Below are 24,369 nucleotides of genomic sequence, written 5' to 3' on the forward strand. Positions count from 1 at the left end.
AGTATTCAAACCAGATAAGTGTTATTATGCTTATCTGGTTTTTTATTCTCCGATTTTTATTTTCTGAATAAACCTTTGCTCACCTCTTGAGCTTCTCCTTTCATCTTTAGACATGGTTTAGGTATACACACATGAGTACAGAAGTCCTCGCTGCATCTGCGACAGATGTTCAGCAAGCATCTGCGTCCGCTCCTGCACAGTCTGCGACTGCAGAGAAAGTGAATCTCCTTGGCATGTCACGTCCACAAATGGAAAAATTCTTTGAAGATTTAGGCGAGAAGAAATTCCGTGCAGGGCAGGTGATGAAATGGATTCACCAGTTTTTTGTCACAGATTTTGCCGAAATGACCAATATTTCAGGCAAGTTACGTGAAAAACTGGAAAAGATTTGTGAAATTAAAGCGCCTGAAGTGGTGCATAAAAATTATTCTAAAGACGGTACCCGTAAGTGGGTATTCCGTGTGGGTGATGGTGAAGGCTCATTGGTCGAAACCGTTCTAATTCCTGCCGAAGATAAAACTGGCTCACGTAAAACCCTGTGTATTTCATCGCAAGTAGGTTGTGCACTGGACTGTTCATTTTGTTCTACGGGTAAACAAGGTTTTCAGCGTGACCTAACCCAAGCCGAAATTATTGGTCAGTTGTGGATGGCAAACTATTCCTATATGGAAGATGTGCCTGTGATTGAACGTGAGCGTTCTGTGACCAACGTGGTGATGATGGGTATGGGCGAACCGTTGTTGAATTACGATGCCGTCTTGAACGCCATGCGCATTATGCTAGATGACTTTGCTTATGGCATGTCTAAGCGTCGTGTGACTTTATCGACTTCGGGTGTTGTACCTAAAATTGACCAATTGGCACAAGATATTGATGTGGCTTTGGCAATTTCTTTGCACGCCACCAATAACGAACTGCGTGATGAACTTGTTCCAATCAATAAAAAATATCCATTGGAACAATTAATCGCAGCTTGTCAGCGTTATATTGGCAAAGATGGCAACGAAAGTGCGCGTAAACACGTGACCATTGAATATGTCATGTTAGATGGTGTAAATGACCATCCTGAACATGCGCAGCAAATGATTAAGCTACTCAAGAACCTGCCAAGCAAGATTAATTTGATTCCATTTAACCCATTTCCGCACGCGCCGTATGGACGTTCAAGCCGAAATCGAATTATTTCTTTCCAAAAAACTTTGTCTGATGCAGGTTTTGTGTGTACGATTCGTCAGACACGTGGTGATGATATTGATGCTGCGTGTGGGCAATTGGTCGGACAAGTGGCAGACCGCACCCGCCGTGCCGAACAGTGGAAAAAGAAAGTTGCAGCGCAAAATGAAATCATACGCTCGCAAGGATAATGACTTGTATAGATAACTAACTTGCATCGAACGAAGACGCAAAGGGGATGTCCATTGAATAAGCCTGTATTTAAAATCGCACAAATTACAACTGTTTGTATTTCGGCAATTTTTGCTGCAGCTTGTCAAACCACAGCTCCAACCTTAGGGCAAAAAGACCCTGAAAAAGCGGTGCAAGTACGTACGCAGTTGGCAGCAGAATACTTAAAAAATGGCGATTTAGACTCAGCCAAACGCGCACTTGATCAAGCTTTGGAAAGCGATTCACGTGATTCCACCGCTAATATGATGATGGGCGTGTTGCTGCAACAAGAAGGCAGCAAGCTGAATTTAGAAAAAGCCGATGCGTATTTTAAGCGTGCCATTGCCGCTGACCCAAAAAATGCACAAGCGCGTAACAACTATGGTACGTATTTATATCAAGTAGAACGCTATAATGATGCGATTGAGCAGCTCAGTATTGCAGGTGCAACACTGGGTTATGATCAACGCTTTAGAGCATTGGAAAATGTAGGTCGTATTTACTTGAAATTAGGCGATATAGAGAATGCCGAAAAGTCATTCAAACAAGCCTTGCAAGCCAATCGCGATTCTTATGTTTCAATGTTAGAGTTGTCGGAAATTTTATATTTAAGACAACAATTTGCACCCGCGCGACAATTGTATGAACAATTTGTACGTGCTGTGGGGCAAAAAAATCAGGGTGCGCGTGCCTTATGGATTGGGATTCGTTTAGCACGTGCCAATGGCGATCAATTGGGAACTCAGGTTTTAGTGAACCAGCTGCGTGCATTATTTCCCAATAGCCAAGAATACCAACGTTATTTGCAATTACAGTACAGTACTGAGGCCGTATGGAAGTAAATCCTAATTCACCGCAACCCACACAGGGGACAACGCCTGTACCCCATGCATTAGGAAATGTTCAACGTCCAGGTGAGTACCTTCGTCAAATTCGCGTCAATCAAAAACGCGAACTGGATGATGTTTCAAAAGATTTGAAAATTCCATTAAAAACGCTGATGGCGCTAGAGCAAGACGAATATACCGCTTTGCCTGAAGCGACCTTTATTAAAGGTTATTATCGTACCTATGCCAAATATTTACAGGTCGATGCTTCAGCCATTATTCAGCGTTTTGATGAAATTTATGCCAACGATACAGGGTTGTTGCCAAATCACGCCTTGAACAATTCACCCATCAAAATTATGGGAAAACTGCCAGGCTCTAACCGCGATCGCAATAAAAAGTGGCTCACACGTATCGCTGTGATTGTGGCGGTATTGCTGTTGTTGTGGGCATTGGTCGCGCTAATTCAAAACTGGATGTCGTCTGGTCAAGAGGGTGCAGAACCTGAAATTGCAGTACTGCAATCCGATGTGCAAATCATTTCTGACAATGCGACAGGCAGCACGCCTGCACTTGCTTCGGGCGATCAGCTGAATTTGCAATTTGCTCGTCCAACTTCAGTGCATATTGTTGACTCTGCTGGCAATGTTTTAGCGACAGGACGTCAAGCCTCTACTTTAAATTTACAAGGCGAAGCCCCATTTCAAATTCGCTTAGATGATGCGACTGCTGTGTCATTAAGTTTGAACAATGAGTCGATTTCATTATCGCCATATACTGTGAACGGAAAAGCAGAATTCCGTTTATCTCGATAATGCAGCAAGGTAGAGCGATATCATGATTGTAAATCCAATTCAACGCCGTCCGACCCGTAAAATTCGTGTGGGTTCTGTCTATGTGGGTGGTGATGCGCCCATTAGCATCCAAAGTATGACCAATACGGAAACCTGCGATGTTGCTGCAACCGTGGCGCAAATTCAGCGTTGTGTAGATGCGGGTGTAGACATCATGCGTGTTTCTGTACCGACCATGGAAGCCGCAGCTGCATTTGGTGAAATTCGAAAGCAAGTATCTGTGCCGTTGGTGGCAGACATTCACTTTGACTATAAAATTGCGTTGGCAGTTGCTGATGCGGGTGCAGACTGTTTGCGGATTAACCCGGGTAATATTGGTTCGGAAGCTAAAATTCGTGAAGTCGTAGCTGCTGCCAAACATCATGATATTTCTATGCGGATTGGTGTGAATGCGGGATCGCTAGAAAAAGATATTCAGAAAAAATATGGCGAGCCGACAGGCGCAGCATTGCTAGAATCTGCCATGCGTCATATTGATATTTTAGACCGTCTAGATTTTCAGGAATTTAAAGTTTCAGTCAAAGCATCGAATGTGTTTTTAACCATGGATGCTTATCGTTTGTTATCACAACAAATTGATAATCCATTACATTTGGGCGTAACTGAAGCAGGTATTTACCGTACAGGTACCGTAAAATCTGCAATTGCTTTGGGCGGTCTGCTCATGGAAGGCATTGGCGATACCATGCGTATTTCACTTGCGGCAGAACCTGAAGATGAAGTTAAAATCGGTTTTGATATTCTAAAATCTTTAGGTTTACGCTCTAACGGGATTAACTTTATTGCCTGCCCAAGCTGTTCACGTCAGGAATTTAACGTCATTTCTGTAATGCAGGCATTGGAGGAGCGTTTGGAAGATATTCGTACTCCAATGGATGTATCGGTCATTGGTTGTAAAGTGAATGGCCCGGGCGAAGCTAAAGAAGCTGATATTGGTGTGGTGGGCGCAAGTCCGCGTTCATTGGTTTATCGTAATGGTGAAAAGAGCCATTTAATTGATACCAATCAACTCGTTGATGAAATCGAAAGCATGGTTCGTCAGCGTGTTACAGAGCTTGAAGAAGCTAAATCTAAAGAGATTATTCGTACAAATTTTTCTGAGTAAGTCATGAGTTCAATTGTTGCAATTAAAGGTTTTAATGACATTCTTCCAACGCAAACACCTGCGTGGAGACGTCTAGAGCAACATTTAGCATCTTTAATGGATGCTTATGGTTATCAACAAATTCGTTTGCCAATGGTTGAGCAAACCAATTTGTTTAAGCGTTCAATTGGTGATGCGACCGATATTGTTGAAAAAGAAATGTACACATTCTTAGACAAGGGTAATCCGCCTGAGTCTTTGACTTTGCGTCCTGAAGGAACTGCGGGTTGTGTACGTGCCATGTTAGAGCACAATTTGCTACGTGGTGCGACACCGCGCGTGTGGTATATCGGCCCAATGTTTCGTTATGAAAAACCGCAAAAAGGTCGTTATCGTCAATTCCACCAATTTGGTGTAGAAACTTTTGGCGTTGCAACACCAGATATGGATGCCGAACTTATTTTAATGACTGCGCGTTTATGGAAACGTATGGGCGTTGCCGATAAAGTTCGCTTAGAGTTGAATACGCTGGGTGAGTCGGATGAGCGCGCAGCGTATCGTGCCGCTTTGGTTGAGTTTTTGGAAGCGCACAAAGCCGATTTAGATGAAGATTCACAGCGTCGTTTAAGTACTAACCCACTGCGTATTTTGGACTCGAAAGATGCTAAAACGCAAAGCATCCTAGAAAATGCTCCAAAATTGCATGATTTTATGGGTGAAGATACGCTGAATCACTTTGCCCAATTACAGCAGTATTTAACCGATGCAGGCATTGAGTTTGTGATTAATCAAAAACTGGTACGCGGTTTAGATTATTACAATAAAACCGTTTTTGAATGGACAACCACGCATTTAGGTTCGCAAGGCACAGTTTGTGCAGGCGGGCGCTATGATGGTTTGGTTGGGCAGTTGAAGGGTAAGGCAGATCAGTCCGTACCTGCCGTGGGCTTCGCCATGGGCATTGAGCGTTTATTGTTGTTGCTTGAGCAAGTCGAAGACAATACGCCTGTACGTGATTGTGAAGTATTCTTGTTGGCAGATCCAACAACTCAAGGCAAGGCGTTGGTTTTAGCTGAGCAAATTCGTGACCAATTCGAACAAGCGGGCAGCCAGATTCGCTTAAAAGTTGGTTCACAAGGCTCAATGAAAAGCCAAATGAAAAAAGCCGATCAATCAGGTGCAATCTATGCCTTGATTTTTGGTGAGCGCGAAGCGGAAGCACAGCAATTGGCAGTGAAAACCTTGGCAACTGCTGAGCAAACGACTGTTGCAGTGACCAAAATTGTGCCTTTCATCATTGAAAAATTTTCTTCACAATAAGCCAAATAACATAAGGAAAAGGGTAATCCAATGAGCGCATTGAGTGATGACGAACAACTTGATAGTTTAAAATCGTTTGCGAAAAAATATGGTTCAGCCATGATTAGCGGGATTTTAATTGCGTTGATTGCCTTTTTCGGATGGCAATATTGGCAGAAAAAAACCTTGGCAGAGCAGCAAATGAATACTGCTAAAGTGCAACAACTGATGGATGATGCACGTACAGCAGAAGGCAATCCAGATGCCTTCAGTCAATTGTCTGCAACTGCTGATAAAATTGTGAAAGAAGCCCCTGATTCTGCGCAAGCTATTCAAACTCAATTCTTAATGGCTAAACTCGCTTACGATCAGCAAGATTTTGCTGCCGCAGAAAAAGCCTTAAAGAAAGTTGAAAACTCTAAAGTAAAAGACCAAGGCTTAGTGCAATTGGTTAAGTTGCGTTTGGCTTATGCACAGTTGGCGCAAAAGAAATACGATGAAGCTATTCAAAGTTTGGCCGCGGTGACTGATCCTGCATTTAAAGCGACTGCAGATGAAGCGCGTGGCGATGTTTATGTCGCGAAAAATGACCGTGAAAATGCCAAAAAAGCCTATCAAAGTGCATGGGATACTTTGGTGGAACGTAAACAAGAACGTCAAATTTTACAAATAAAACTCGAAAGTGTTGGTGTTTTGGTGGATGATCCTGAAATTGAACGCCCAGTATTAGACACACAAGTGGATGAGAGCTAATGAATAGAAAGTATAAAATACCGTTTGCACTGACCGTTTTAACACTCGCTTTAGTGGGGTGTTCCACCAATAAAATTAAAGTTGCAGAAGTTAAGCCAAATCCACTGCCAAAACTTGAGCAAGCTCAAAGTCTAGTTCCTGTATTTTCACAAAGCGTTGCATCGACTACAGCAGCCGATCCATTGCGCCTGCAATTGGATGCTGAAAACGGTGTAATTTATACTGTTGATCCTAAAGGTGAGATGGCTGCCTATCAAGGCAAACAACGTCTTTGGCAAAAACAAGTGTCTAAGCAAGGCTTAACGGCAGGTGTCAATGCTGCTGAAGGCATTGTGGTTGCAGGAAATGCCAAAGGTCAATTGTTTGCTTTAGATCAGCAAACAGGTGAGCAAAAGTGGGTTGCACAGTTAACAGGTGCAATTCTTGCGCCATCGTTAATTCAGGCGGGTCGTGTGGTGACTGTAAGTAATGACGGCACGGTATATGCACACAATGCCGAAACAGGTCAGTTGGTGTGGACTTACAACTTGCCAAACGTGCAATTTAGTTTGCGTGGTATGGCTGCACCTGTGGCGCTCGATTCACGTACTGTACTGATTGCTTCTGCAAATGCCTATGTCTATGCACTGGATATTGTTACAGGCGTACCACGTATGCAGCGCCGCGTTGCCATTAGTGAAGGCCGTTCAGACATTCAACGCTTAAATGACATTGATGGCGACCCAGTGGTTGCTGGTCAATTCTTGGTGACCACAAGCTACCAAGGTCAGGTCACCGTATTGGACTTGGCTTCACAACAAGTGATTTGGAGTGAAGATGCAAGCAGTACCAAACGTCCAGAAGTTGCGGGGAATGGTGTATTTGTCAGCACTGCAGATGGTAAAATTGCAGCTTACGAAATCACATCAGGACAAGCACTTTGGGAAAATGACAGTTTGCTCAACCGTCGTTTATCTAATCCTGTGTTGTTTGGACAATATTTAGTGGTCGGTGATTTAGATGGTGTTTTACACCTCATTGATCCAAGCTCAGGGCAACTGGTTGGACGTTCAAAAACCAATGGCGAAGTCCGTTCATTGCGTGTAATTGACAATCAACTCTATGTCGCAACGCAAAAGGGCGCATTAAGCGTTTGGCAGAACCGCTAATTTTGTTCTGACTTTTATGCTAAAATAGTTGTCCGTATTTTTACGCGGGGTAATTGAATCATCAATGCCCCGTGTTTTTATTTAATAGAGTGGTCGATGTTCTCTCTGTCGTTTGCGTGGTCGCAACGCTGAACCCAACATCCATACTCTGTTCTTTCTTCCACAGTTTCGGATGTACAGACCATTGAAACTGACTGATCTTGAATAAAGGTTAATCTATGAAACCCGTAATTGCGCTCATTGGTCGTCCGAACGTCGGAAAATCAACGCTGTTTAACCAGATTACCAAGAGCCGTGATGCACTTGTTGCTGACTTTGCAGGTCTGACACGTGACCGCAAATATGGTGATGCAACCTATCAAAATAAATCTTTCATTGTGGTCGATACTGGCGGTATTGGCGAAAGTGAAGGTGGCATCGACTCTTACATGGCTGAACAATCTAAAACAGCCATCCATGAAGCCGATATGATCATTTTTGTGGTCGATGCACGTGCAGGCTTGTTGGCATCGGATGAGCAAATTGCGCGTGAATTGCGTACTTTGGGCAAAAAAGTATTCTTGGTGGCGAACAAAGTAGATGGCGTACATGCCGAAGCCGCTTTGGTTGAGTTCTTTAAACTGGGTATGGGCGAGCCATTGCAAGTGGCTGCCAGCCATGGTCGAGGCGTTCAGCAAATGCTGGAAGACGTTTTGGCAGATGTTCCTGAAGATGAAAACCCAGATGCACATGATCAAGACACAGGTTTGCGTTTAGCCATTATTGGACGTCCAAACGTGGGTAAATCGACACTGGTTAACCGTTTATTGGGTGAAGAACGTGTAGTGGCATACGATCAGCCAGGTACGACACGTGACTCAGTCTATATTCCGTTTGAGCGCAACGAACGTAAATACACCTTGATTGATACTGCAGGTGTGCGTCGTAAAGGTAAGGTCGATGAAATGATCGAGAAATTCTCGATTGTGAAAACCTTGCAAGCCATGAAAGATGCACACGTGGTGGTGATTGTAGTCGATGCACGTGATGGTATTGTCGAGCAAGATTTACACTTGATTGGTTACGCACTTGAAGCAGGGCGTGCCATGGTGATCGCAATTAACAAATGGGACAATATGTCCGAATATGATCGCAAACAATGTAAGTTAGATGTTGAGCGTCGTTTTGACTTTATTCCATGGGCAAAAATCCACCTAATTTCTGCCTTGCATGGTACAGGCGTGGGCGATTTATATCCTTCTATTCATCGTGCTTATGAATCATCACACTTAAAAGTGTCACCTGCGAAACTGACTCAAATCTTGAATGATGCAACAGATGCACACCATCCACCTAAAGTGCAAGGTCGTGCTATTAAAATGCGTTATGCACACATGGGTGGACAGAACCCGCCAACCATCGTGATTCATGGTAATAAGGTCGATAAAACTCCTGCAGATTACCGTCGCTATTTAGAAAACGTGTTCCGTAAAGTGTATAAGCTAGAAGGCACACCTGTAAAAATTGAATTTAAAACTTCTGAAAACCCATTTGAAGGGCGTAAGTCACAAGTGGATGAACGCACAGCGGCACGTCGTCGTCGTTATGTGCAGAAGTTTAAGAAAGCTGAGAAGAAGTTTAAACGAGGTTAAGGCTTAAACTTTGATGAGTTTGATAAAAAATCCCGAATGTGAATTCGGGATTTTTTTTGAGCGACTTAATTTAAATATGATAGATGTAGAATTAATGACGCTTCGCCAACAAGCTATTTGACAGACGATTTAACCATTGTGGGCTAATACTCGAAAGCTGCATTAGGGTTTTGGCTTTTAAACCGACCGCACGATGCGTATTGGTCAGGATCGAATCTTTAACCGTCGCTTGTTGATACACCACCTGGGCGACATCTTCTGTCGATAAATGCACGCCCATGTTTTGAATGGTGGCTGCATCCATATCTTTAACCATTGCGGTTTGTACAAATAGCGGCATGACATCTAAGACGCGAATGCCATATTTTTGCCACTCTATATCTAAACCTTCCGTAATGCCACGCACTGCAAATTTGGAAGCAGAATAAGAAATTAAATCGGCTTGTCCATAAATCGCAGATGCAGAAGATAGGTTAATCACCCGTGCAAAATTCGCTTGTTTTAAATAAGGCAAAGCCGCATGACAGCCGTTCAACACACCATTCACATTCACCGCCATAATCCGATGATGCGCTTCTATGGGCGTGTCTTCAAATGCACCTGAGTAGAGAATTCCTGCATTATTCACCAAAATATTCAATTCACCTGCCCATTGGCAAAAATCGGATAATGCAGCTTGCCAACTGGCATAGTCTGCTACATCAAGCAAACCTGCATGCGCACGCTCACCCAATTGTTCTGCCAATTGCTGTGCTTGTGTGAGATGAATATCATAAATACCGACACGGTAACCTTGTTGATAAAACAATTGTGCGATTGCGGCACCAATGCCTTGTGCAGCGCCACTAATCAAGATACTGTGCATTTGAACTTGCTCCCTGATGTTATTTTTGTTGTGCATATCGTCCTTGCCATCTGAGCATAACAAAAAAATGGTGCATTCGTGCAATAAATTGAAATAAGGAACAACCCATGCAGCAATTGCTTTCAATCATGCAACAGTTACGTCAACAATGCCCGTGGGATCAAAAACAAACCCCAGAAAGTTTGACTCAATACGCAATTGAAGAAGCTTATGAAGTTGAAGCAGCAGTGCGTTCAGGCAAGGTGGATGATGTACGTGATGAACTGGGTGATTTGTTGTTGCAAGTGGTGTTTCAGGCACAAATGTATAGCGAACAAGGCGCATTTGATTTTCAGGATGTGGTGCAAGCCATTTGCGATAAATTGATTCGTCGGCATCCACATGTTTTTCAAGCAGAACAGTTTGCGCAGCTTAGCGCAGAAGATGTCGCTGCCTTATGGAAAACCATCAAACAACAAGAAAAACAGGGTAAAGCAAAGTCACGTTTAGATGAGGTGAAACATGCACCCGCTTTGGTGCAGGCACAGCAAATTCAGCAGCATGCGGCACAATTGGGCTTTGACTTTCATACCGTGCAAGATGCGTATGGCAAGTTAGAAGAAGAATTGCAAAAATTACAACAGGCGATTCAACAGCAACAATCCGATGAAATACAGGATGAGTTAGGGGATTGTTTGTTTTCTTTAATCAATGTTGGGCGTAAACTTGGCGTGTCCAGTGAGTTGGCATTATTGGGCACAATTCATAAATTTAGAACACGCTTTGCTTACATTGAAGATCAGGCCGAATTACAACAAAAAACAATAGAAGATATGACTTTAGAAGAAATGGATCAACTTTGGGAGCAGGCAAAACAACAATTAAAATGACAGGTTTTGCGGCAACATGAATATATCGCAGCAATTAAAAGTTTCTTTTCGCTTTTTTTCTTTCGGATGGCAGTACTGGCTTGCATTGCTGTTATGCAGTATCAGTGTATGGACTACAGCACAAAATGTGCAATCTAAGCCTGCGCAGGTGGGTGGGCACAGCTATGATCAAAACTATTTAAAATGGAAAGCGCAGCAAGCCGCGCAAGATCAGCGTTTAAGTGCGGCTCAAACCACATCATCAAGCGCAGAACATTATTTAGCACGTCCTACTCAGCAAAGTGCGCATACAAATCAAGTGCGTTTAAATAGCGCTTCACTAGAACAATTGCAGCAATTGTCTGGGGTGGGCATGAAAAAAGCACAAGCGATTGTGGAATATCGAAAACAAAATGGAAAATTCCAAAGTATTGAAGAACTTCAGCAAGTCAAAGGGATTGGGTCTGCCTTATTTGCCAAGAATAAACACAAGTTGGCATTGTAGCTGCAAGCAGAATTTTAGCACTGCACATTGCAAAATTAGCATGTGAATCAAATTGCCCTTTGATTGTGTTAGAGATATGATTAGCGACATCTTATCTGTTTTACGTTCAGACGTAGGAGACAGCGTCTTTTGCAAACTTTGCGCGCGTCAAAATGTGGTTTATCTACCGCTCAATTACCTTCTTCCATTTTAGATGTTCTAGATGCTTTAACCAAAGCAGGCTATGAAGCCTATATCGTCGGTGGTGGAGTTCGTGACTTAATGTTAGGGCTAAATCCGAAGGATTTTGATGCCGTAACCAATGCCACACCCTCACAAGTGAAAGAAGTTTTCGGACGACGTTGCCGAATTATTGGACGACGTTTTGAGCTGGCGCATGTCTATGCAGGGCGTGAACTAATTGAAGTGGCCACTTTCCGTGCGCCACCGAAAAAAGCTGTGACTTCTGCGGCGGGGATGATTCTGCGCGATAATAACTGGGGCACAATCGAGCAAGATTTTGCCCGTCGTGACTTTTCAATCAATGCGTTGTATTACCAGCCACGCAAAGGCATCGTGTTAGATTTTTGCAATGCCGTAGATGATATAAAGCACAGAAACTTGCGTTTATTGGGCGATCCAACTTTACGTTTTGAAGAAGACCCAGTGCGTATGCTGCGTACTTTGCGTTTTGCTGCCAAATTAAATTTCAATATTGATCCAAAAATTCTTAAAATTTTTACGCCTGAAATGACGCAGTTATTGCGTGATGTATCGCCACACCGTTTATATGATGAGTCGCAAAAACTCTTTACGATGGGACATTTAAATAAAGTCCTGCCGATGTTGATTGAGTTTGGTATTTGGCGTCAGTTATTTGCCGACATCAAGCCAGACATCAACTCATTTATTGAACGTGCAGCAAAAAATACCGATCAACGGATTGCGATTGGTAAAACCATCAACCCTGCATTTTTCTATGCGGTGCTGTTGTGGCAACCGTTTTTAGAGCGTTGTGACTTTTATCTTTCTAAAGGTGTGGTGGCAGCCGAAGCGCGAGCCCAAGCAGGTTTAGATGTACTGAAACGTCAGGCGACACGTACCATTATTCCTCGTTTTGCTGAAACTTTTATTCGTGAAGTTTGGGAAATGCAAACCCGTTTATTGCAACCGAAACCACAGCAAATTGAAGCATTGTCTGGGCATGCGCGTTTCCGTGCAGGTTTTGACTTTTTATTACTGCGTGAAAAAGCAGGCGATAGCTCGACTTTAGGAATGGGTCAGTGGTGGGATGCCTACCAGCTTATGAGCACCGATGAAAAAGAACGTGCGATTGCCCAATATAACCGATTACGTGCCAAGAGCCGCCGTAAAACAGCGCAAGAACCTGTTGATGTGGCACCAGCAACACATGCTGCCGATATGCAGATTGAACCCTTGGTGAATGAGCCTGAGCCTCGTAGTCGACGTGCGCGTAAAGCCAAACAGTATGAAGAAAATCGGGCGCAATTGACTGCTACAGCAAACGGTTCAGGTATTGGTGCAGATCATCCGATTTTAAAACGTAAACGTGTGCAACGTGATTTAAGCCAAGTGATTTTTGGGCCAACACAATGAGCAACATCACCTATATTGGTTTAGGCAGTAATTTGGGCGATTCGCGTCAAATTTTGACTGAAGCGGTGCAAAAACTGGCAACTTTGGGGCAAGTGCAGACTTCTAAACTGTATCAAAGCCCACCAATGGGGCCACAAGATCAGCCTAATTATTTGAATGCTGTGGTACGTTTAGATACCGAACTTGAAGCCTTGGCATTGTTAGATGAATTACAGCGTTTTGAACAAGAGTCGGGTCGGGTGCGTTTACGTCATTGGGGTGAGCGTACGCTAGATTTAGACTTGTTGATTTATGCTGATGCCAATATTCAAAATGAACGTCTGACTGTACCGCATGTGGGGGTGTTAGAACGTGATTTTGTCGTCATCCCGTTGTTAGATTTGGATGCTAACTTAAGCGTTAAGGGACAATTATTAAAACACTCGCCATTGCTTGAACATCCGAGCTTAACTGTTGTAGATGCCAGCAATTGGGCAGGGCTATAAAGTTTTAAATTAAGCATGCGTGATGCTTTTTCCATAGAGGAATATTTTCATGATTAGTTTAAGTGACCTAAGAAAATTTAAAGCGGAAGGTCGAAAATTCTCCTGCCTGACTTGCTATGATGCAAGCATGGCGAAAGCAATGGAAATTGCTGAAATTGATACGATTTTAATTGGCGATTCTTTGGGGATGTCCATTCAGGGGCGTGACTCAACCTTGCCTGTCAGCGTGGCGGATATGGCTTATCATACTGCGGCGGTGCGTCGTGGTAATCAACATGCTTTTATTTTGACTGACTTGCCATTTATGAGTTATGCCACCTTAAATGATGCATTGCAAAGCTCGAAAGAGGTGATGCAAGCGGGTGCACAAATGGTCAAAATGGAAGGTGGTGCATGGCTCAGCGAAACCGTTGCAACACTGACCCGTAATGGTATTCCTGTCTGTGTACATTTAGGTTTAACGCCACAATCGGTGCATGTATTTGGCGGTTATAAATTACAGGCACGTACCCGCGAAGCTGCAGATAAACTGATTGCTGACTGTAAAGCTGTGGTAGAAGCAGGCGCGGCGATTCTGTTACTAGAATGTGTGCCAGCACAGCTAGGTCAAGAAATTTCTGCCTTGTTCCCTGAAATTCCAGTGATTGGGATTGGTGCAGGTGCAGACACTGACGGTCAGGTACTAGTGGTGCAAGACATGCTGGGGCTGACTTTTGGTCGTGTCGCAAAATTTGTACGTAACTTTATGAAAGAACAAGCGGGTGAAACTGCCATTTTGGATGCATTTAAAGACTATCATGCTGCAGTTCAAGATGGTTCTTTCCCTGCACGTGAACAAACTTTCCAAGTCGAGTTGTAATATGAAAACTGAAACCACAATTCAAGGCTTAGCGGCTTCATTACAGCCTGCACGCGCTGCGCGTAAAACCATTGGTTTTGTTCCGACTATGGGCAATTTGCACGAAGGGCATTTGACCTTGGTGCGCGAAGCGAAAAAAATATGTGATGTGGTGGTGGTCAGTATTTTTGTCAATCCAATTCAATTTGGCCCTAATGAAGACTTTGACAGTTATCCGCGAACTTTAGACCAAGACAGTCAATTGTTGGCAGAAGTCGGTTGTGACATTATTTTTGCGCCTTCAGTTGAGCAAATGTATGGCAGTAAACCACGTTTGACCAATATTTCAGTGAGCGAGATTACGGCAGACTTATGTGGCTTGCAGCGTCCTGGACACTTTGATGGTGTTGCGGTGGTCGTGACCAAGTTATTCAATATGGTACAGCCAAACTATGCTTTCTTTGGTGAAAAAGACTATCAACAACTGGCAGTCATTCGTCAGTTTGTACGTGACTTGAATATTCCGCTAGAAGTGATTGGTGTGCCAATTGTACGTGCAGCAGATGGTTTGGCACTTAGTTCACGCAATGGGTATTTGAGCGCTGAACAGCGTCAAATTGCACCGACAATCTATCAAAGTTTAAAGGCTGCTGCACAAGCATTACAGCAAGGTGAAACTTTGTCACAAGTGTTAGCGAATATTAAAGCAACATTGACAGCAGCAGGCTTTGTTGTGGACTATGTAGAGGCGCGTACAACAGAATTGCAGAAAATTGAAGCATTTAGTGAAGATCTGGTGTTGTTCGTTGCAGCAAAATTGGGCAATACACGTTTAATTGATAATTTGCAGGTCAAACATTCTGCATAGCTGGCAATAGAAGGGTTGCATGCCATGAAACGTATTTTGATCGTGACAGGTCAATCGGGTTCAGGAAAATCTTCGGCATTACAAGTGTTGGAAGATTTGGGTTATTACTGTATTGATAATTTACCTTTGGCATTGCTCCCCGAAATTGTGGATAAACTGGATCAGGAAAATAACTTGGAACAGTTGGCATTGGGGGTAGATGTACGCAGTACCCGTGCCGACTTGCAAGAGTTTGATTTGGTATTTGAGCAACTGCAAAAGCATGGTTCAGTCGATATTATTTATCTGACCACGCAAGATCAGGAATTGATTGCCCGTTTTAGCGCATCACGCCGTCCGCATCCACTCTCTAGCCGTTTTAAAAGCTTGAATGAATGTATTCAAGAAGAAAAAAACTTGTTGATGCCGATTCAGTTCCGCTCTACGGTTCATATTGATACCACTGACAAAAGCGTGCATGATTTAAAACATGTGTTGTTGTCTAAGCTTGGGCAAACTGACAAATTGATTGTAATTTTACAATCCTTTGGCTATAAGCACGGAATCCCCTTAGATGCCGATTATGTGTTTGATGTGCGTCATTTGCCCAATCCACATTGGGATTTGGAGCTCAGGAAATATTCAGGCTTAGATGCCCCTGTGCAGGAATTTTTGCAACAAAGTTCACAAACGCATGAAATGTTTCAGGACATTCAGCAGTTTTTAGAAAAATGGTTGCCAGCCTTTGCCGAAGGGCATCGTCACTACATTACCATTTCAATTGGCTGTACGGGTGGGCAACACCGTTCCGTTTATATCGTTGATAGACTAAAAAAAGCACTTGAGGCAAAATGGTCTATTCAAGTCTTACACCGAGAAATGAAGCACTGGTCATGATTGACACAACTGTTGACGTAATTAATAAACTAGGTTTACATGCACGGGCATCTGGGAAACTGATTGAAGTGACCACCAAATTCCGTTCGTCAATCCAAATTGGTAAAGGCGACAAATTGGTTGATGCCAAAAATATTATGTCCTTGCTCATGTTAGGTGCAGGCAAGGGAACTACTTTACGCTTGGTGATTGATGGTGCAGATGAAGAAAAAGCTTTATCTGATATTCAAGCACTGTTTGCAGCAAAATTTTACGAGGCAGATTAATCGTGGCACGTCGACCGCAACGTTTTACCGAAGATGACTTTGAATCTTTAGAAGGGCGTGCAAGTAAAACCGAACAGAAAAAAGCCGTACAACGTATGGCCGCGCTTGGCGAACAATTGGCGCAGTTAAGTACTAAACAAATTCAAAAACTTCCAGTAGAAGAGCGTTTAATTGATGCTTTACTGGAATTGCAAAGTATTACTTCACATGAAGCACGTCGTCGTCAGTGTCAGCGTATTGGTAAATTGTTGCGTAATGAAGATGAAAGCGTAATTTTGTCTTATTTGACGCCGCAGCAAGGTGCGAAAAAAACCGCACAGTTACAGCGTTGGGTAGAGCGAATTATTAAAGACGGCGACCCTGTGATTAATGATTTTAGTAAAACCTATAAAGCAGCTGAGCGTCATACGCTGCGTCAGCATGTGTTGCGTATCCACCGTGATATGAAACAGGAAGTGTCTGCGGAAGAACTTGAAGCATCTAAGCTCAAGTTGTTTAACTATGTGCAGCAAGTGGCTTTGCTGTCAGAAAACTAAGCTATCAGAGAACCAAGTGATCAAACGCGAGCTTGTCTGATTGCAATAAAAAACGACTCATAACGAGTCGTTTTTTATTGTCTTTTATGTGTAAGGATTTTCAAATTTTAGCCGAACTCACCGACTGAACGCTCTTTGGCCCATTCACGCAGTACAAATTTTTGTAATTTACCTGTCGATGTTTTTGGAATTTCAGTAATCACCACATCCTTTGGTACTTTAAAACGCGCCAAATGTTGACTGCAATAGGCAATAATTTCTTCAGGGCTGACCTGCTTGCCTTCTTTCAGTTCAATAAAGGCACACGGGACTTCCTGCCAACGTGGATCTGGTTTTGCCACCACTGCAGCAGTCAAAATTGCAGGATGTTGATACAACACCTCTTCCACTTCGAGTGAAGAAATATTTTCACCACCTGAAATAATCACATCTTTAGAGCGGTCAGTAATTTTGGCGTAGCCATCGGGTTGGCAGACAGCTAAATCGCCCGTATGGAACCAGCCACCTGCAAATGCTTCTGCGGTGGCTTCTGGGTTTTTCAAATAACCTTTCATCACGATATTGCCACGGAACATAATTTCGCCCATGGTTTTGCCGTCTTTTGGTACAGGTTGCATGGTTTCTGGGTCTAAAACTTTCATGCCATCTTGCAGCGGATAAGGCACGCCTTGACGCGAATGTAATTGTGCTTGTTCTTGAATGGATAGGTCGCTCCAGCCTGCTTGAGAAGCACACAGCGCAGATGGGCCATAGGTTTCAGTTAAGCCATAAACGTGAGTTACGTTAATGCCAATATTGCGCATACCTTCAATAATTGCTGCTGGCGGTGCAGCACCCGCAACCATCACTTCAACACGGTGATCAAACTGAGTCTTTTTCTCCTCAGGGGTGTTGATGAGCATCGACAAGACAATTGGCGCACCGCAGAAATAATCGACTTTGTGCTCTGCAATTAATTTAAAAATCAGTTCAGGGTCGACTTTACGTAAGCAGATATTGGTGCCACCGTTGGCTGCCATCGTCCATGCAAAGCACCAGCCATTACAGTGGAATAGGGGCAGTGTCCATAGGTAGGTTGCACGTGGGGTCATCCCGCAGGCAATAATATTACTGGCTGCATTAATGTAGGCACCGCGATGATGATAGACCACGCCTTTCGGGTTGCCTGTCGTGCCAGACGTATAGTTCAGGCTAATTGCATCCCATTCATCTTGTGGCAAATGCCATTCAAAATTTGGGTCACCTGCAGCCAGCCAAGTTTCGTATTCAATCTGTCCGATGCTAAGGGCATTGGCAGCATGCTCATATTCTGCATCGTTGACATCAATCACGTAAATTTCATGATTGACCATCGCTAAGGCTTCTTGTGCCAAAGCCGCAAATTCAGGGTCAACCAAAAGCACTTTGGATTCTGCATGATCGAGCATAAACGCCAGTGTTTTGGCATCTAAACGAGTGTTTAGTGTGTTCAGCACTGCACCCGCCATTGGCACAGCAAAGTGTGCTTCTAGCATGGCAGGAACATTCGGAAGCAGCACCGAAACAGTGTCATTTTTGCTGATGCCTAAATTTTGAAGTTGATGTGCAAATTGGCAGCAGCGCAAATAAGTTTCGCGCCAGGTAATTTGACGTGAACCGTGAATAATCGCGTTTTGGTGCGGGTAAATATAAGCTGCCCGTTCTAAGTAACGTAACGGGGACAAGGCGACAAAGTTCGCAGGGGTACGCGGTAATTCATCGTATGCGCTGACCATTGTTATTCTCCATAATATGTGTCGTTATTTTATCCAACTTAAAAAGATAGGGATTTTATGGCAGCTTTGCAGTTATGCTTTAGTCGAAAATCTGTTGTTTTTGTTTTGAATCGCTTGTAAGTACATTTAAAAAATAGTTTAAGTAAAATTTAGCAGCTATTTTTTATTCAATAAAAATAGTAGCTTATTGGAAAATATTAACTTATTCTGTCATTTGGCTTTTATAGAGTGATGGGCTGAGACCTGTCCAACGCTTAAATGCACGTCGAAATTCGCGTAATTCACTAAAGCCAAGTTGTTGGCTAATTTCAGTCATGCTCAAAGGCTGTTGTAGCAGTTGTTTAGCTTTATTTTCCAAAACGTGTTGGCGCAGGTTTTGGAAGTTGCAGCCTTCGGCAAGTAATTGTCTGCGTAAATGTCTTTCGCTCATTTGAAAATGTTGTGCCGCTTGGTGCATATCAAAGTGCTGAGGTAAATGCTGTTCGATTAGATAACTCAACACGTGTGCATATTGCTGTTGATTAATCGCCTGCATATCCTGATACGCTTGTTGGCAGACACGCAGGGCGGTGCTGTAATTGGCGGCACTAGAGGTTTTAATTTGGCGTCCTAAAATCTCTGGTCGGAACACCAAAGCATTCATGTATGATGAAAAGTGCAGAGGACATTGATAATGCACCTGATAAGCCTCTAAATAGTCGGGTTGGGCAAAACTAAAATGCACTTCGACCAAATCTTGATGATTGCCAAGCATGACGTCTAAGCAGCTAACAATACTGGAGAGGACTTCATCGCAAAAAAAGCGCAGTAAGTTCCCCGTGGGATAACGCTCTTTCATCACCAGTGTAGGAGAGGTCGAGGAAAAATCGTACTCCAAATCCATCACACTGCCTGAAATGGGATGGTACTGCAGTCCTGTCTGTAAGGCTTCTACAACATTTTGACTGGACACCATGGCAAAACCGAGCATGCCCATGGAAATCAGCCCCTTGTCACGTCCAATTTCTAAGCCTAAATGTGCACATTGAGTGTCTTGCAGGGCGCGTGTCACCACTTTGCAAATATCTTGAAATGAAACAAAACCATTGCCTTGGACGATTTGATCAAGATCTTGAGAAATTCCCTGAAACCATGGTTGATAGGGGATCTGTTGTTCTTTGGCGTAATGAATCAGACCTGACAATAAGGCAGGCGGCACGTGCTGCAGCAAGTAGTTTGAAGTTGCTGACATAAGTCCGATTATCCCCCCATGCCATTGTCGCTTTGACCCTTATTTGCCGTGATGCAATTTTGTTTAATGGCGTTGATCAGCGTCATGACTGATTGTATAGATGAAAAGGAATACGATTGCAATGTATTTGGTGGGTTGGGATAAACAGGAAATTCATATTCAGCCAAAAGGGCTTGCCATGTTTGGTTATGGCAACTGGAAACATCGTGCCTATGAACAACGAACAGCTTTATTTGCCCGCAGTATTTGTATTCAAACCTTAGACAATGACTTATTAATTTTTTGCTGTCTGGATATGGGGTGTGTGACCTATGCCATGCGTCATTTAGCGATACAGCGTTTACAGCGTAAACTGGGGGAGCGTTTTCAGCCGCAGCGTTTGGTATTGATGGCAACGCATACTCATTCTGCACCTGGTGGTTGTGCACATGAAGCGTTGTACAATATGCCCACACCTGGTTTTGTGCCTGAACATTTAAATGCAGTGGTCGATGCGATTGTGGGCAGTGTGCTCAAAGCTTTGGCGACCCAGAAAAAACCGATATTTATATGAGCAATGGTCGTTTTGCAGAAGAAACGCCAGTGGCATGGAATCGCTCTTTAACAGCGTATAACCGTAATCCTGATGTATCTCGTAGAACGCTGGAACAGGCACATTTGGCCTTAGATCGTGATATGCAATTGCTTGGTTTTTATCGCGAAGGTAATTTACAGGCAGTTTTTTCTTTATTTGGGGTGCATGCTACCTGTTTAAGCAGTCGTTTAAGCGCTCATGATGGTGATAACAAAGGTTATGCCGCACTTTGTACCGAGCGTGCACTGCAACAACGTGGGGTCAAAAATCCTGTGGCAATTTTTGCCCAAGCCGCAGCGGGTGATGTTTCTCCACATTATCATGGCCCTGAGCAGTCACAGGTACGTGCTGCAATGCGCGATGAAAAAGAATACGAATATACACAGCAAAATGGTCGCTATCAAAGTGAATTGGCACTGAAAGCTTTGGCACATAGAGGTACGCCGTTAATGGGAGCTTTAGATACTGTGTGCCATTATGTCGATTTAAGCAATATTGAAATTCCAGTTGAATTTGCGATGGGGCAAACAGATGCAAAAACCAGTGCAGCCTGTCATGGTGCAGCATTTTTTGCAGGAACACCTGTAGATGGTGCAGGTGTGGCACAACCGATTTTTAAAGGTATGCAATGGTTAGCGCAGCGAGTGAAAAAGAAAAAGTTGAGTAATCCTCAAGCCGCAGATTATAGCTATTATCAACAGCTATATGCCTCACAAGGCCCCAAAGATATTGTGCTGGAATGTGGTTCTAAAACCATTTTTGGCAAGCCACTGAATCATTATCCTAAATTTTTAGACAAACTGATTGCAGAAATGAACAAGCAGGCCAGTGTAGGCGCAATTGATCATAGCTTGTTGGTACCGAATGTAGTGCCATTACAATTAATTAAAATTGGCGACTTAACCTTGCTGTGCTGTCCTGGGGAAATTACTACTGTTGCAGCTAAGCGGCTCAAAGTAACCGTACAACAAGAATTGGAATCGACTCAAAAAGTATGGTTGGCTTCATATTGCAATGATTATATGGGCTATGTGACCACCTTCGAGGAATATCAACAACAAGCCTATGAAGGTGGTCACACTTTATATGGACAGTGGACTTTGGCAGCGTTGCAAACTAAATTTCAATATTTCGCAGAGCAATTGAATTTGCCTATTCCACAACGCGATACAGCATCGTTATTACCGCCCGCTGTACCTTTGGATGAATTAGAAAAAAGAACATATCGTGACAGTTTGAAAGCTAATGCGCTAAATGAATTGTAGTTTTTTTATACATTGTTCCATGTGAAACATATTCTAAATCATGTACTAGTCAGGAGGTTAATCTAAATCAATATGGATAGAGAGGTCATTTATCTCATCCATGTGTCTCTATTTTTTTAATGCGGTACTTTAAAAAGTAACGCAAAACAAACTGCAATAAAAATAAATGCCACGCAGAAAAAGGAAGGATTATGAAACAGCGTTGGAGTAACTGGTCTGGAAAGCAAACAGCCTATCCAGACTTTTTACAGCCGAAAAATGTAGATGAACTGAAAAAAATTGTGCGAAAGCACGACAAAATTAGAATGGTCGGAGCAGGGCATTCCTTTAGCCCCTTAGCCACAACCGATGATGTGATGGTGAATTTAGATCATATTCAGGGGGTGCATCAATTTAATGCACAAAAGCAGCAATGCACCTTACATGCAGGGACTCGGCTGTACAAACTGGGTGAATGTCTAGCTCCGATTCATCAGGCGCTGCAAAATCAGGGCGATATTGATCATCAGAGTTTGGCAGGTGTGGTTGCAACAGGAACACATGGCACAGGTGTGGATTTACCTTGTCTATCGGCTTTGGTGACTGATTTTGAACTGCTCACAGCAGAGGGTGAGGTGTTGCAATGTTCACCTGAACACAATGCTGAAATTTTTCAGGCAGGTCGGGTCGCGCTGGGCAGTTTTGGGGTGATGACCAAAATCACTTTACAAAACCGTTCGCGCTATAAACTCAAAGAGCAGCTACGTTTATGTGCCTTGAGTGATATTTATCAATATATAGACCGTTGGAAGCATCAACATCGCCATATTGAGTTTTGGGCATTTTTACACAGTGATCAGGTGATTTTAAAAACCTTAGATGAGAGCCGAGGATTGACGGATCCTCGTCCGCAACATTGGTTATCAGAAGACAGTTTATTAAATTTTTGTTCGGAAATAACCCGTGTTTTTCCACAGTTAAATCCGTATTTACAATCTTTGTTGGGCGTGTTTATCAAACCGAGTACTCATGTCGATTGGTCGAGTCAAATTTTCCCAACGCCACGCAATACCAAATTTAACGAAATGGAATACCAATTGCCTGCCGAGCAAGGTTTGGCGTGTTTAGAAGAATTATTGGCGGTTTTGAAACAACAGCGTGTCGCCATGTTTTTCCCAATCGAGTTTCGCTATGTCAAAGGCGATGATATTTGGCTGAGTCCTTTTTATGGACGGGATTCGGTGTCTATTTCAATCCACCAATTTTATAAACAAGATTGCCAACATATTTTTAAATGGGTCGAACCGATTTTACAAAAATATCAGGGACGTCCACATTGGGGCAAATTGCACAGTATGCAAGCGGATCAATTACGTGAGTTATATCCAAAATGGGATGATTTTATGCAACTTCGTGAGCAGCTTGATCCACAGCAAAAATGGATTAATCCATATTTAAGACAAATTTTCACGATTCCAAGTTTGAGTGCAGCGTGATGTTCAATAAACAACTCAAGCAATCGCAAAATAAGAGCATTCAATTAGGGAGCGTGACATGCAAAGTGATTATTTTCAGCAACTCACCCACAGTTTGCAGCAACAGGGTACAGGAACACCGCAACTGATTGTGGATATGGCACGTTTTCAGCATAACTTGGATTATGTTGCAGCCCATTTGCCTGCACGGTTGCAACCACGACTGGTGGTGAAATCGCTAGCGTGTTTGGAGATATTGCAACACGCAAGCCAAAGTCTGAATACGCAGCGTTTTATGTTGTTTCATCTGCCACATTTGTATGAAGTGATGCAGCACTTTCCACAAGCAGATGTACTGTTTGGCAAGCCAATGCCAATACGTGCGGTAGATGCTTTTTATCAGCAGGTGATGGCGTCTGCTGAGAATATCCAATTGCATTTACAATGGTTGGTTGATCAACCTGCACGTTTACAACAGTATTTACATTTGGCACAACAACGCCAGCTTTGTTTGAATATTAATCTTGAAATTGATATCGGTTTGCATCGTGGTGGGGCGCAAGATCATGCTGGATTTATGCAAATGCTGGAATTGATTCAGCAGCATCCACAACATTTAAAACTGTCAGGTTTGATGGGGTACGATGCGCATGTGGTGAAATTACCAAATGTATTTCATGCACAAGCCAAAGCCTATCAACACTCACAGCAGCAATATAGAAATTATAAACAACTGATTCAGCATCATTTTCCAAAGTTGTGGCAGGATGACTTGTGTTTTAACGGTGGTGGTAGCCTGACATTTATGCAGCATTGTCAGCACAGTGAATGTAATGATCTGGCTTTTGGTTCGATGTTGCTTAAACCCAGTGATTTTGATTTAAAAATCTTGTCAGATTTGCAATCGGCTTTGTGGATTGCAACACCTGTTTTAAAGGTATTGGCTGCGGTACAAGTGCCAGGCTTAGATCGTTTGCAGTCCTATTTGCCACAATCCAATCAAGCCGTTTTTGTTTATGGTGGCTATTGGATGGCAGATTATGTTTATCCTGAGAGCAGTCATCCACATGCTTTATACGGACGCAGTAGCAATCAAGAGTTGATTCAAGTACCCAAACAGCATCGCATCCAAATAGATGATTATGTATTTTTACGCCCGCAACAGAGTGAGGCGGTGTTGCCACAGTTTGAAGCGGTGTATGCCTATCAACATGGACAATTCACGCCGTGGGCAACCTTTAGGGAATAAAAACAGCTGAAATGCCGATTCTTTGGCTTTTTTAGTACACAAAGGTTTAAACCTGTACGCAAGCCGTGTAAAATTTAAGGCGCTTTTTATTTATACACCGTTTTTATCTTTTGAGGGTCTCCCTTAATCATAATCTCGCGGTGATATGCTCCATGGTACGGGGCATCACTCCTTAAG

The 24,369-nt window shown here is 43.1% G+C and carries 22 protein-coding genes and 1 pseudogene; 20 read left to right on the plus strand and 3 right to left on the minus strand.

From position 1 onward, the window contains the following. Positions 1-131 precede the first annotated feature (131 nt). From rlmN to der, 8 genes are all read left to right on the plus strand, one after another. The gene (gene rlmN, locus FTU35_RS06520; RefSeq protein ID WP_004975094.1) at positions 132-1,364 is read left to right on the plus strand and encodes a 23S rRNA (adenine(2503)-C(2))-methyltransferase RlmN; all 1,233 of its coding nucleotides are present in this window, start codon (positions 132-134) and stop codon (positions 1,362-1,364) included. 75 nt (positions 1,365-1,439) lie between these two features. Continuing rightward, complete coding sequence (pilW, locus tag FTU35_RS06525; RefSeq protein WP_371971077.1) at positions 1,440-2,228, plus strand: type IV pilus biogenesis/stability protein PilW; 789 nt, start codon at positions 1,440-1,442, stop codon at positions 2,226-2,228. Further along, the gene (locus FTU35_RS06530; protein ID WP_004975098.1) at positions 2,219-3,028 is read left to right on the plus strand and encodes a RodZ domain-containing protein; all 810 of its coding nucleotides are present in this window, start codon (positions 2,219-2,221) and stop codon (positions 3,026-3,028) included. The genes pilW and FTU35_RS06530 overlap by 10 nt, the downstream gene beginning before the upstream one ends. A 22-nt stretch (positions 3,029-3,050) precedes the next feature. Beyond that, positions 3,051-4,172 (plus strand): flavodoxin-dependent (E)-4-hydroxy-3-methylbut-2-enyl-diphosphate synthase, encoded by a 1,122-nt coding sequence (gene ispG / locus FTU35_RS06535; protein WP_131260758.1) that lies wholly within the window; start codon positions 3,051-3,053, stop codon positions 4,170-4,172. Positions 4,173-4,175: 3 nt separating this feature from the next. Beyond that, positions 4,176-5,471, plus strand: a complete 1,296-nt coding sequence (gene hisS / locus FTU35_RS06540; RefSeq protein ID WP_004975101.1) for a histidine--tRNA ligase — start codon at positions 4,176-4,178, stop codon at positions 5,469-5,471. Positions 5,472-5,501: 30 nt separating this feature from the next. Next, entirely contained in the window at positions 5,502-6,203 is a 702-nt protein-coding gene (locus FTU35_RS06545) for a tetratricopeptide repeat protein (protein ID WP_178318747.1), read from the plus strand. Further along, complete coding sequence (gene bamB / locus FTU35_RS06550; protein WP_180064616.1) at positions 6,203-7,351, plus strand: outer membrane protein assembly factor BamB; 1,149 nt, start codon at positions 6,203-6,205, stop codon at positions 7,349-7,351. The genes FTU35_RS06545 and bamB overlap by 1 nt, the downstream gene beginning before the upstream one ends. A 218-nt stretch (positions 7,352-7,569) precedes the next feature. After that, positions 7,570-8,982: a ribosome biogenesis GTPase Der gene (gene der, locus FTU35_RS06555; protein WP_004975107.1), complete on the plus strand. Its 1,413-nt coding sequence runs from the start codon at positions 7,570-7,572 to the stop codon at positions 8,980-8,982. Positions 8,983-9,073: 91 nt separating this feature from the next. Here der and FTU35_RS06560 read toward each other — a convergent pair whose 3' ends face one another. Then, complete coding sequence (locus FTU35_RS06560) at positions 9,074-9,847, minus strand: SDR family oxidoreductase (RefSeq protein ID WP_180064617.1); 774 nt, start codon at positions 9,845-9,847, stop codon at positions 9,074-9,076. A gap of 107 nt (positions 9,848-9,954) precedes the next feature. On the opposite strand from FTU35_RS06560, the gene mazG reads away from it, so the two are divergent. From mazG to yjgA, 9 genes are all read left to right on the plus strand, one after another. Next, positions 9,955-10,716 (plus strand): nucleoside triphosphate pyrophosphohydrolase, encoded by a 762-nt coding sequence (gene mazG, locus FTU35_RS06565; RefSeq protein WP_180064618.1) that lies wholly within the window; start codon positions 9,955-9,957, stop codon positions 10,714-10,716. Positions 10,717-10,732: 16 nt separating this feature from the next. Next, positions 10,733-11,200, plus strand: coding sequence for a ComEA family DNA-binding protein (locus FTU35_RS06570; RefSeq protein ID WP_096901517.1), 468 nt, complete (start codon positions 10,733-10,735; stop codon positions 11,198-11,200). A gap of 129 nt (positions 11,201-11,329) precedes the next feature. Beyond that, positions 11,330-12,796: a polynucleotide adenylyltransferase PcnB gene (gene pcnB / locus FTU35_RS06575; protein ID WP_096901516.1), complete on the plus strand. Its 1,467-nt coding sequence runs from the start codon at positions 11,330-11,332 to the stop codon at positions 12,794-12,796. Beyond that, positions 12,793-13,281, plus strand: a complete 489-nt coding sequence (gene folK, locus FTU35_RS06580; protein ID WP_004975118.1) for a 2-amino-4-hydroxy-6-hydroxymethyldihydropteridine diphosphokinase — start codon at positions 12,793-12,795, stop codon at positions 13,279-13,281. Before pcnB ends, folK begins: the two co-directional genes overlap by 4 nt. Before the next feature lie 49 nt (positions 13,282-13,330). Next, complete coding sequence (gene panB / locus FTU35_RS06585) at positions 13,331-14,140, plus strand: 3-methyl-2-oxobutanoate hydroxymethyltransferase (RefSeq protein WP_096901515.1); 810 nt, start codon at positions 13,331-13,333, stop codon at positions 14,138-14,140. 1 nt (position 14,141) lies between these two features. Continuing rightward, entirely contained in the window at positions 14,142-14,987 is an 846-nt protein-coding gene (panC, locus tag FTU35_RS06590) for a pantoate--beta-alanine ligase (protein WP_004975122.1), read from the plus strand. A 24-nt stretch (positions 14,988-15,011) separates the two neighbouring features. Continuing rightward, positions 15,012-15,863 carry an RNase adapter RapZ gene (rapZ, locus tag FTU35_RS06595; protein WP_180064619.1) on the plus strand — a complete coding sequence of 284 codons (852 nt, stop codon included), beginning with the start codon at positions 15,012-15,014 and terminating at the stop codon, positions 15,861-15,863. After that, positions 15,860-16,129 (plus strand): HPr family phosphocarrier protein, encoded by a 270-nt coding sequence (locus FTU35_RS06600; RefSeq protein WP_026438354.1) that lies wholly within the window; start codon positions 15,860-15,862, stop codon positions 16,127-16,129. The genes rapZ and FTU35_RS06600 overlap by 4 nt, the downstream gene beginning before the upstream one ends. Positions 16,130-16,131: 2 nt before the next feature. Then, positions 16,132-16,665 carry a ribosome biogenesis factor YjgA gene (gene yjgA, locus FTU35_RS06605; protein ID WP_167846246.1) on the plus strand — a complete coding sequence of 178 codons (534 nt, stop codon included), beginning with the start codon at positions 16,132-16,134 and terminating at the stop codon, positions 16,663-16,665. A 107-nt stretch (positions 16,666-16,772) separates the two neighbouring features. Here the strand turns inward: yjgA and FTU35_RS06610 are convergent, their stop codons facing one another. Both FTU35_RS06610 and FTU35_RS06615 read right to left on the minus strand, forming a co-directional pair. Continuing rightward, a complete protein-coding gene (locus FTU35_RS06610; RefSeq protein WP_131260752.1) occupies positions 16,773-18,419 on the minus strand; it encodes an acyl-CoA synthetase in 1,647 nt (548 codons plus the stop codon). A 202-nt stretch (positions 18,420-18,621) separates the two neighbouring features. Further along, complete coding sequence (locus FTU35_RS06615) at positions 18,622-19,650, minus strand: AraC family transcriptional regulator (RefSeq protein WP_004975134.1); 1,029 nt, start codon at positions 19,648-19,650, stop codon at positions 18,622-18,624. Positions 19,651-19,771: 121 nt separating this feature from the next. Between FTU35_RS06615 and FTU35_RS06620 the strand changes: the two are divergent. From FTU35_RS06620 to FTU35_RS06630, 3 genes and pseudogenes are all read left to right on the plus strand, one after another. Next, a pseudogene (locus FTU35_RS06620) lies at positions 19,772-21,489 on the plus strand (neutral/alkaline non-lysosomal ceramidase N-terminal domain-containing protein). Between the two features lie 191 nt (positions 21,490-21,680). After that, complete coding sequence (locus tag FTU35_RS06625; RefSeq protein WP_180064620.1) at positions 21,681-22,964, plus strand: D-arabinono-1,4-lactone oxidase; 1,284 nt, start codon at positions 21,681-21,683, stop codon at positions 22,962-22,964. A 58-nt stretch (positions 22,965-23,022) separates the two neighbouring features. Next, positions 23,023-24,192 carry an alanine racemase gene (locus FTU35_RS06630; RefSeq protein WP_178318757.1) on the plus strand — a complete coding sequence of 390 codons (1,170 nt, stop codon included), beginning with the start codon at positions 23,023-23,025 and terminating at the stop codon, positions 24,190-24,192. The last annotated feature ends 177 nt before the right edge of the window (positions 24,193-24,369 follow it).

Origin of the sequence: Acinetobacter sp. YH12095, assembly GCF_013419245.1 — a bacterium.
In the GTDB taxonomy this organism is placed as follows: Bacteria; Pseudomonadota; Gammaproteobacteria; order Pseudomonadales; family Moraxellaceae; genus Acinetobacter; species Acinetobacter towneri.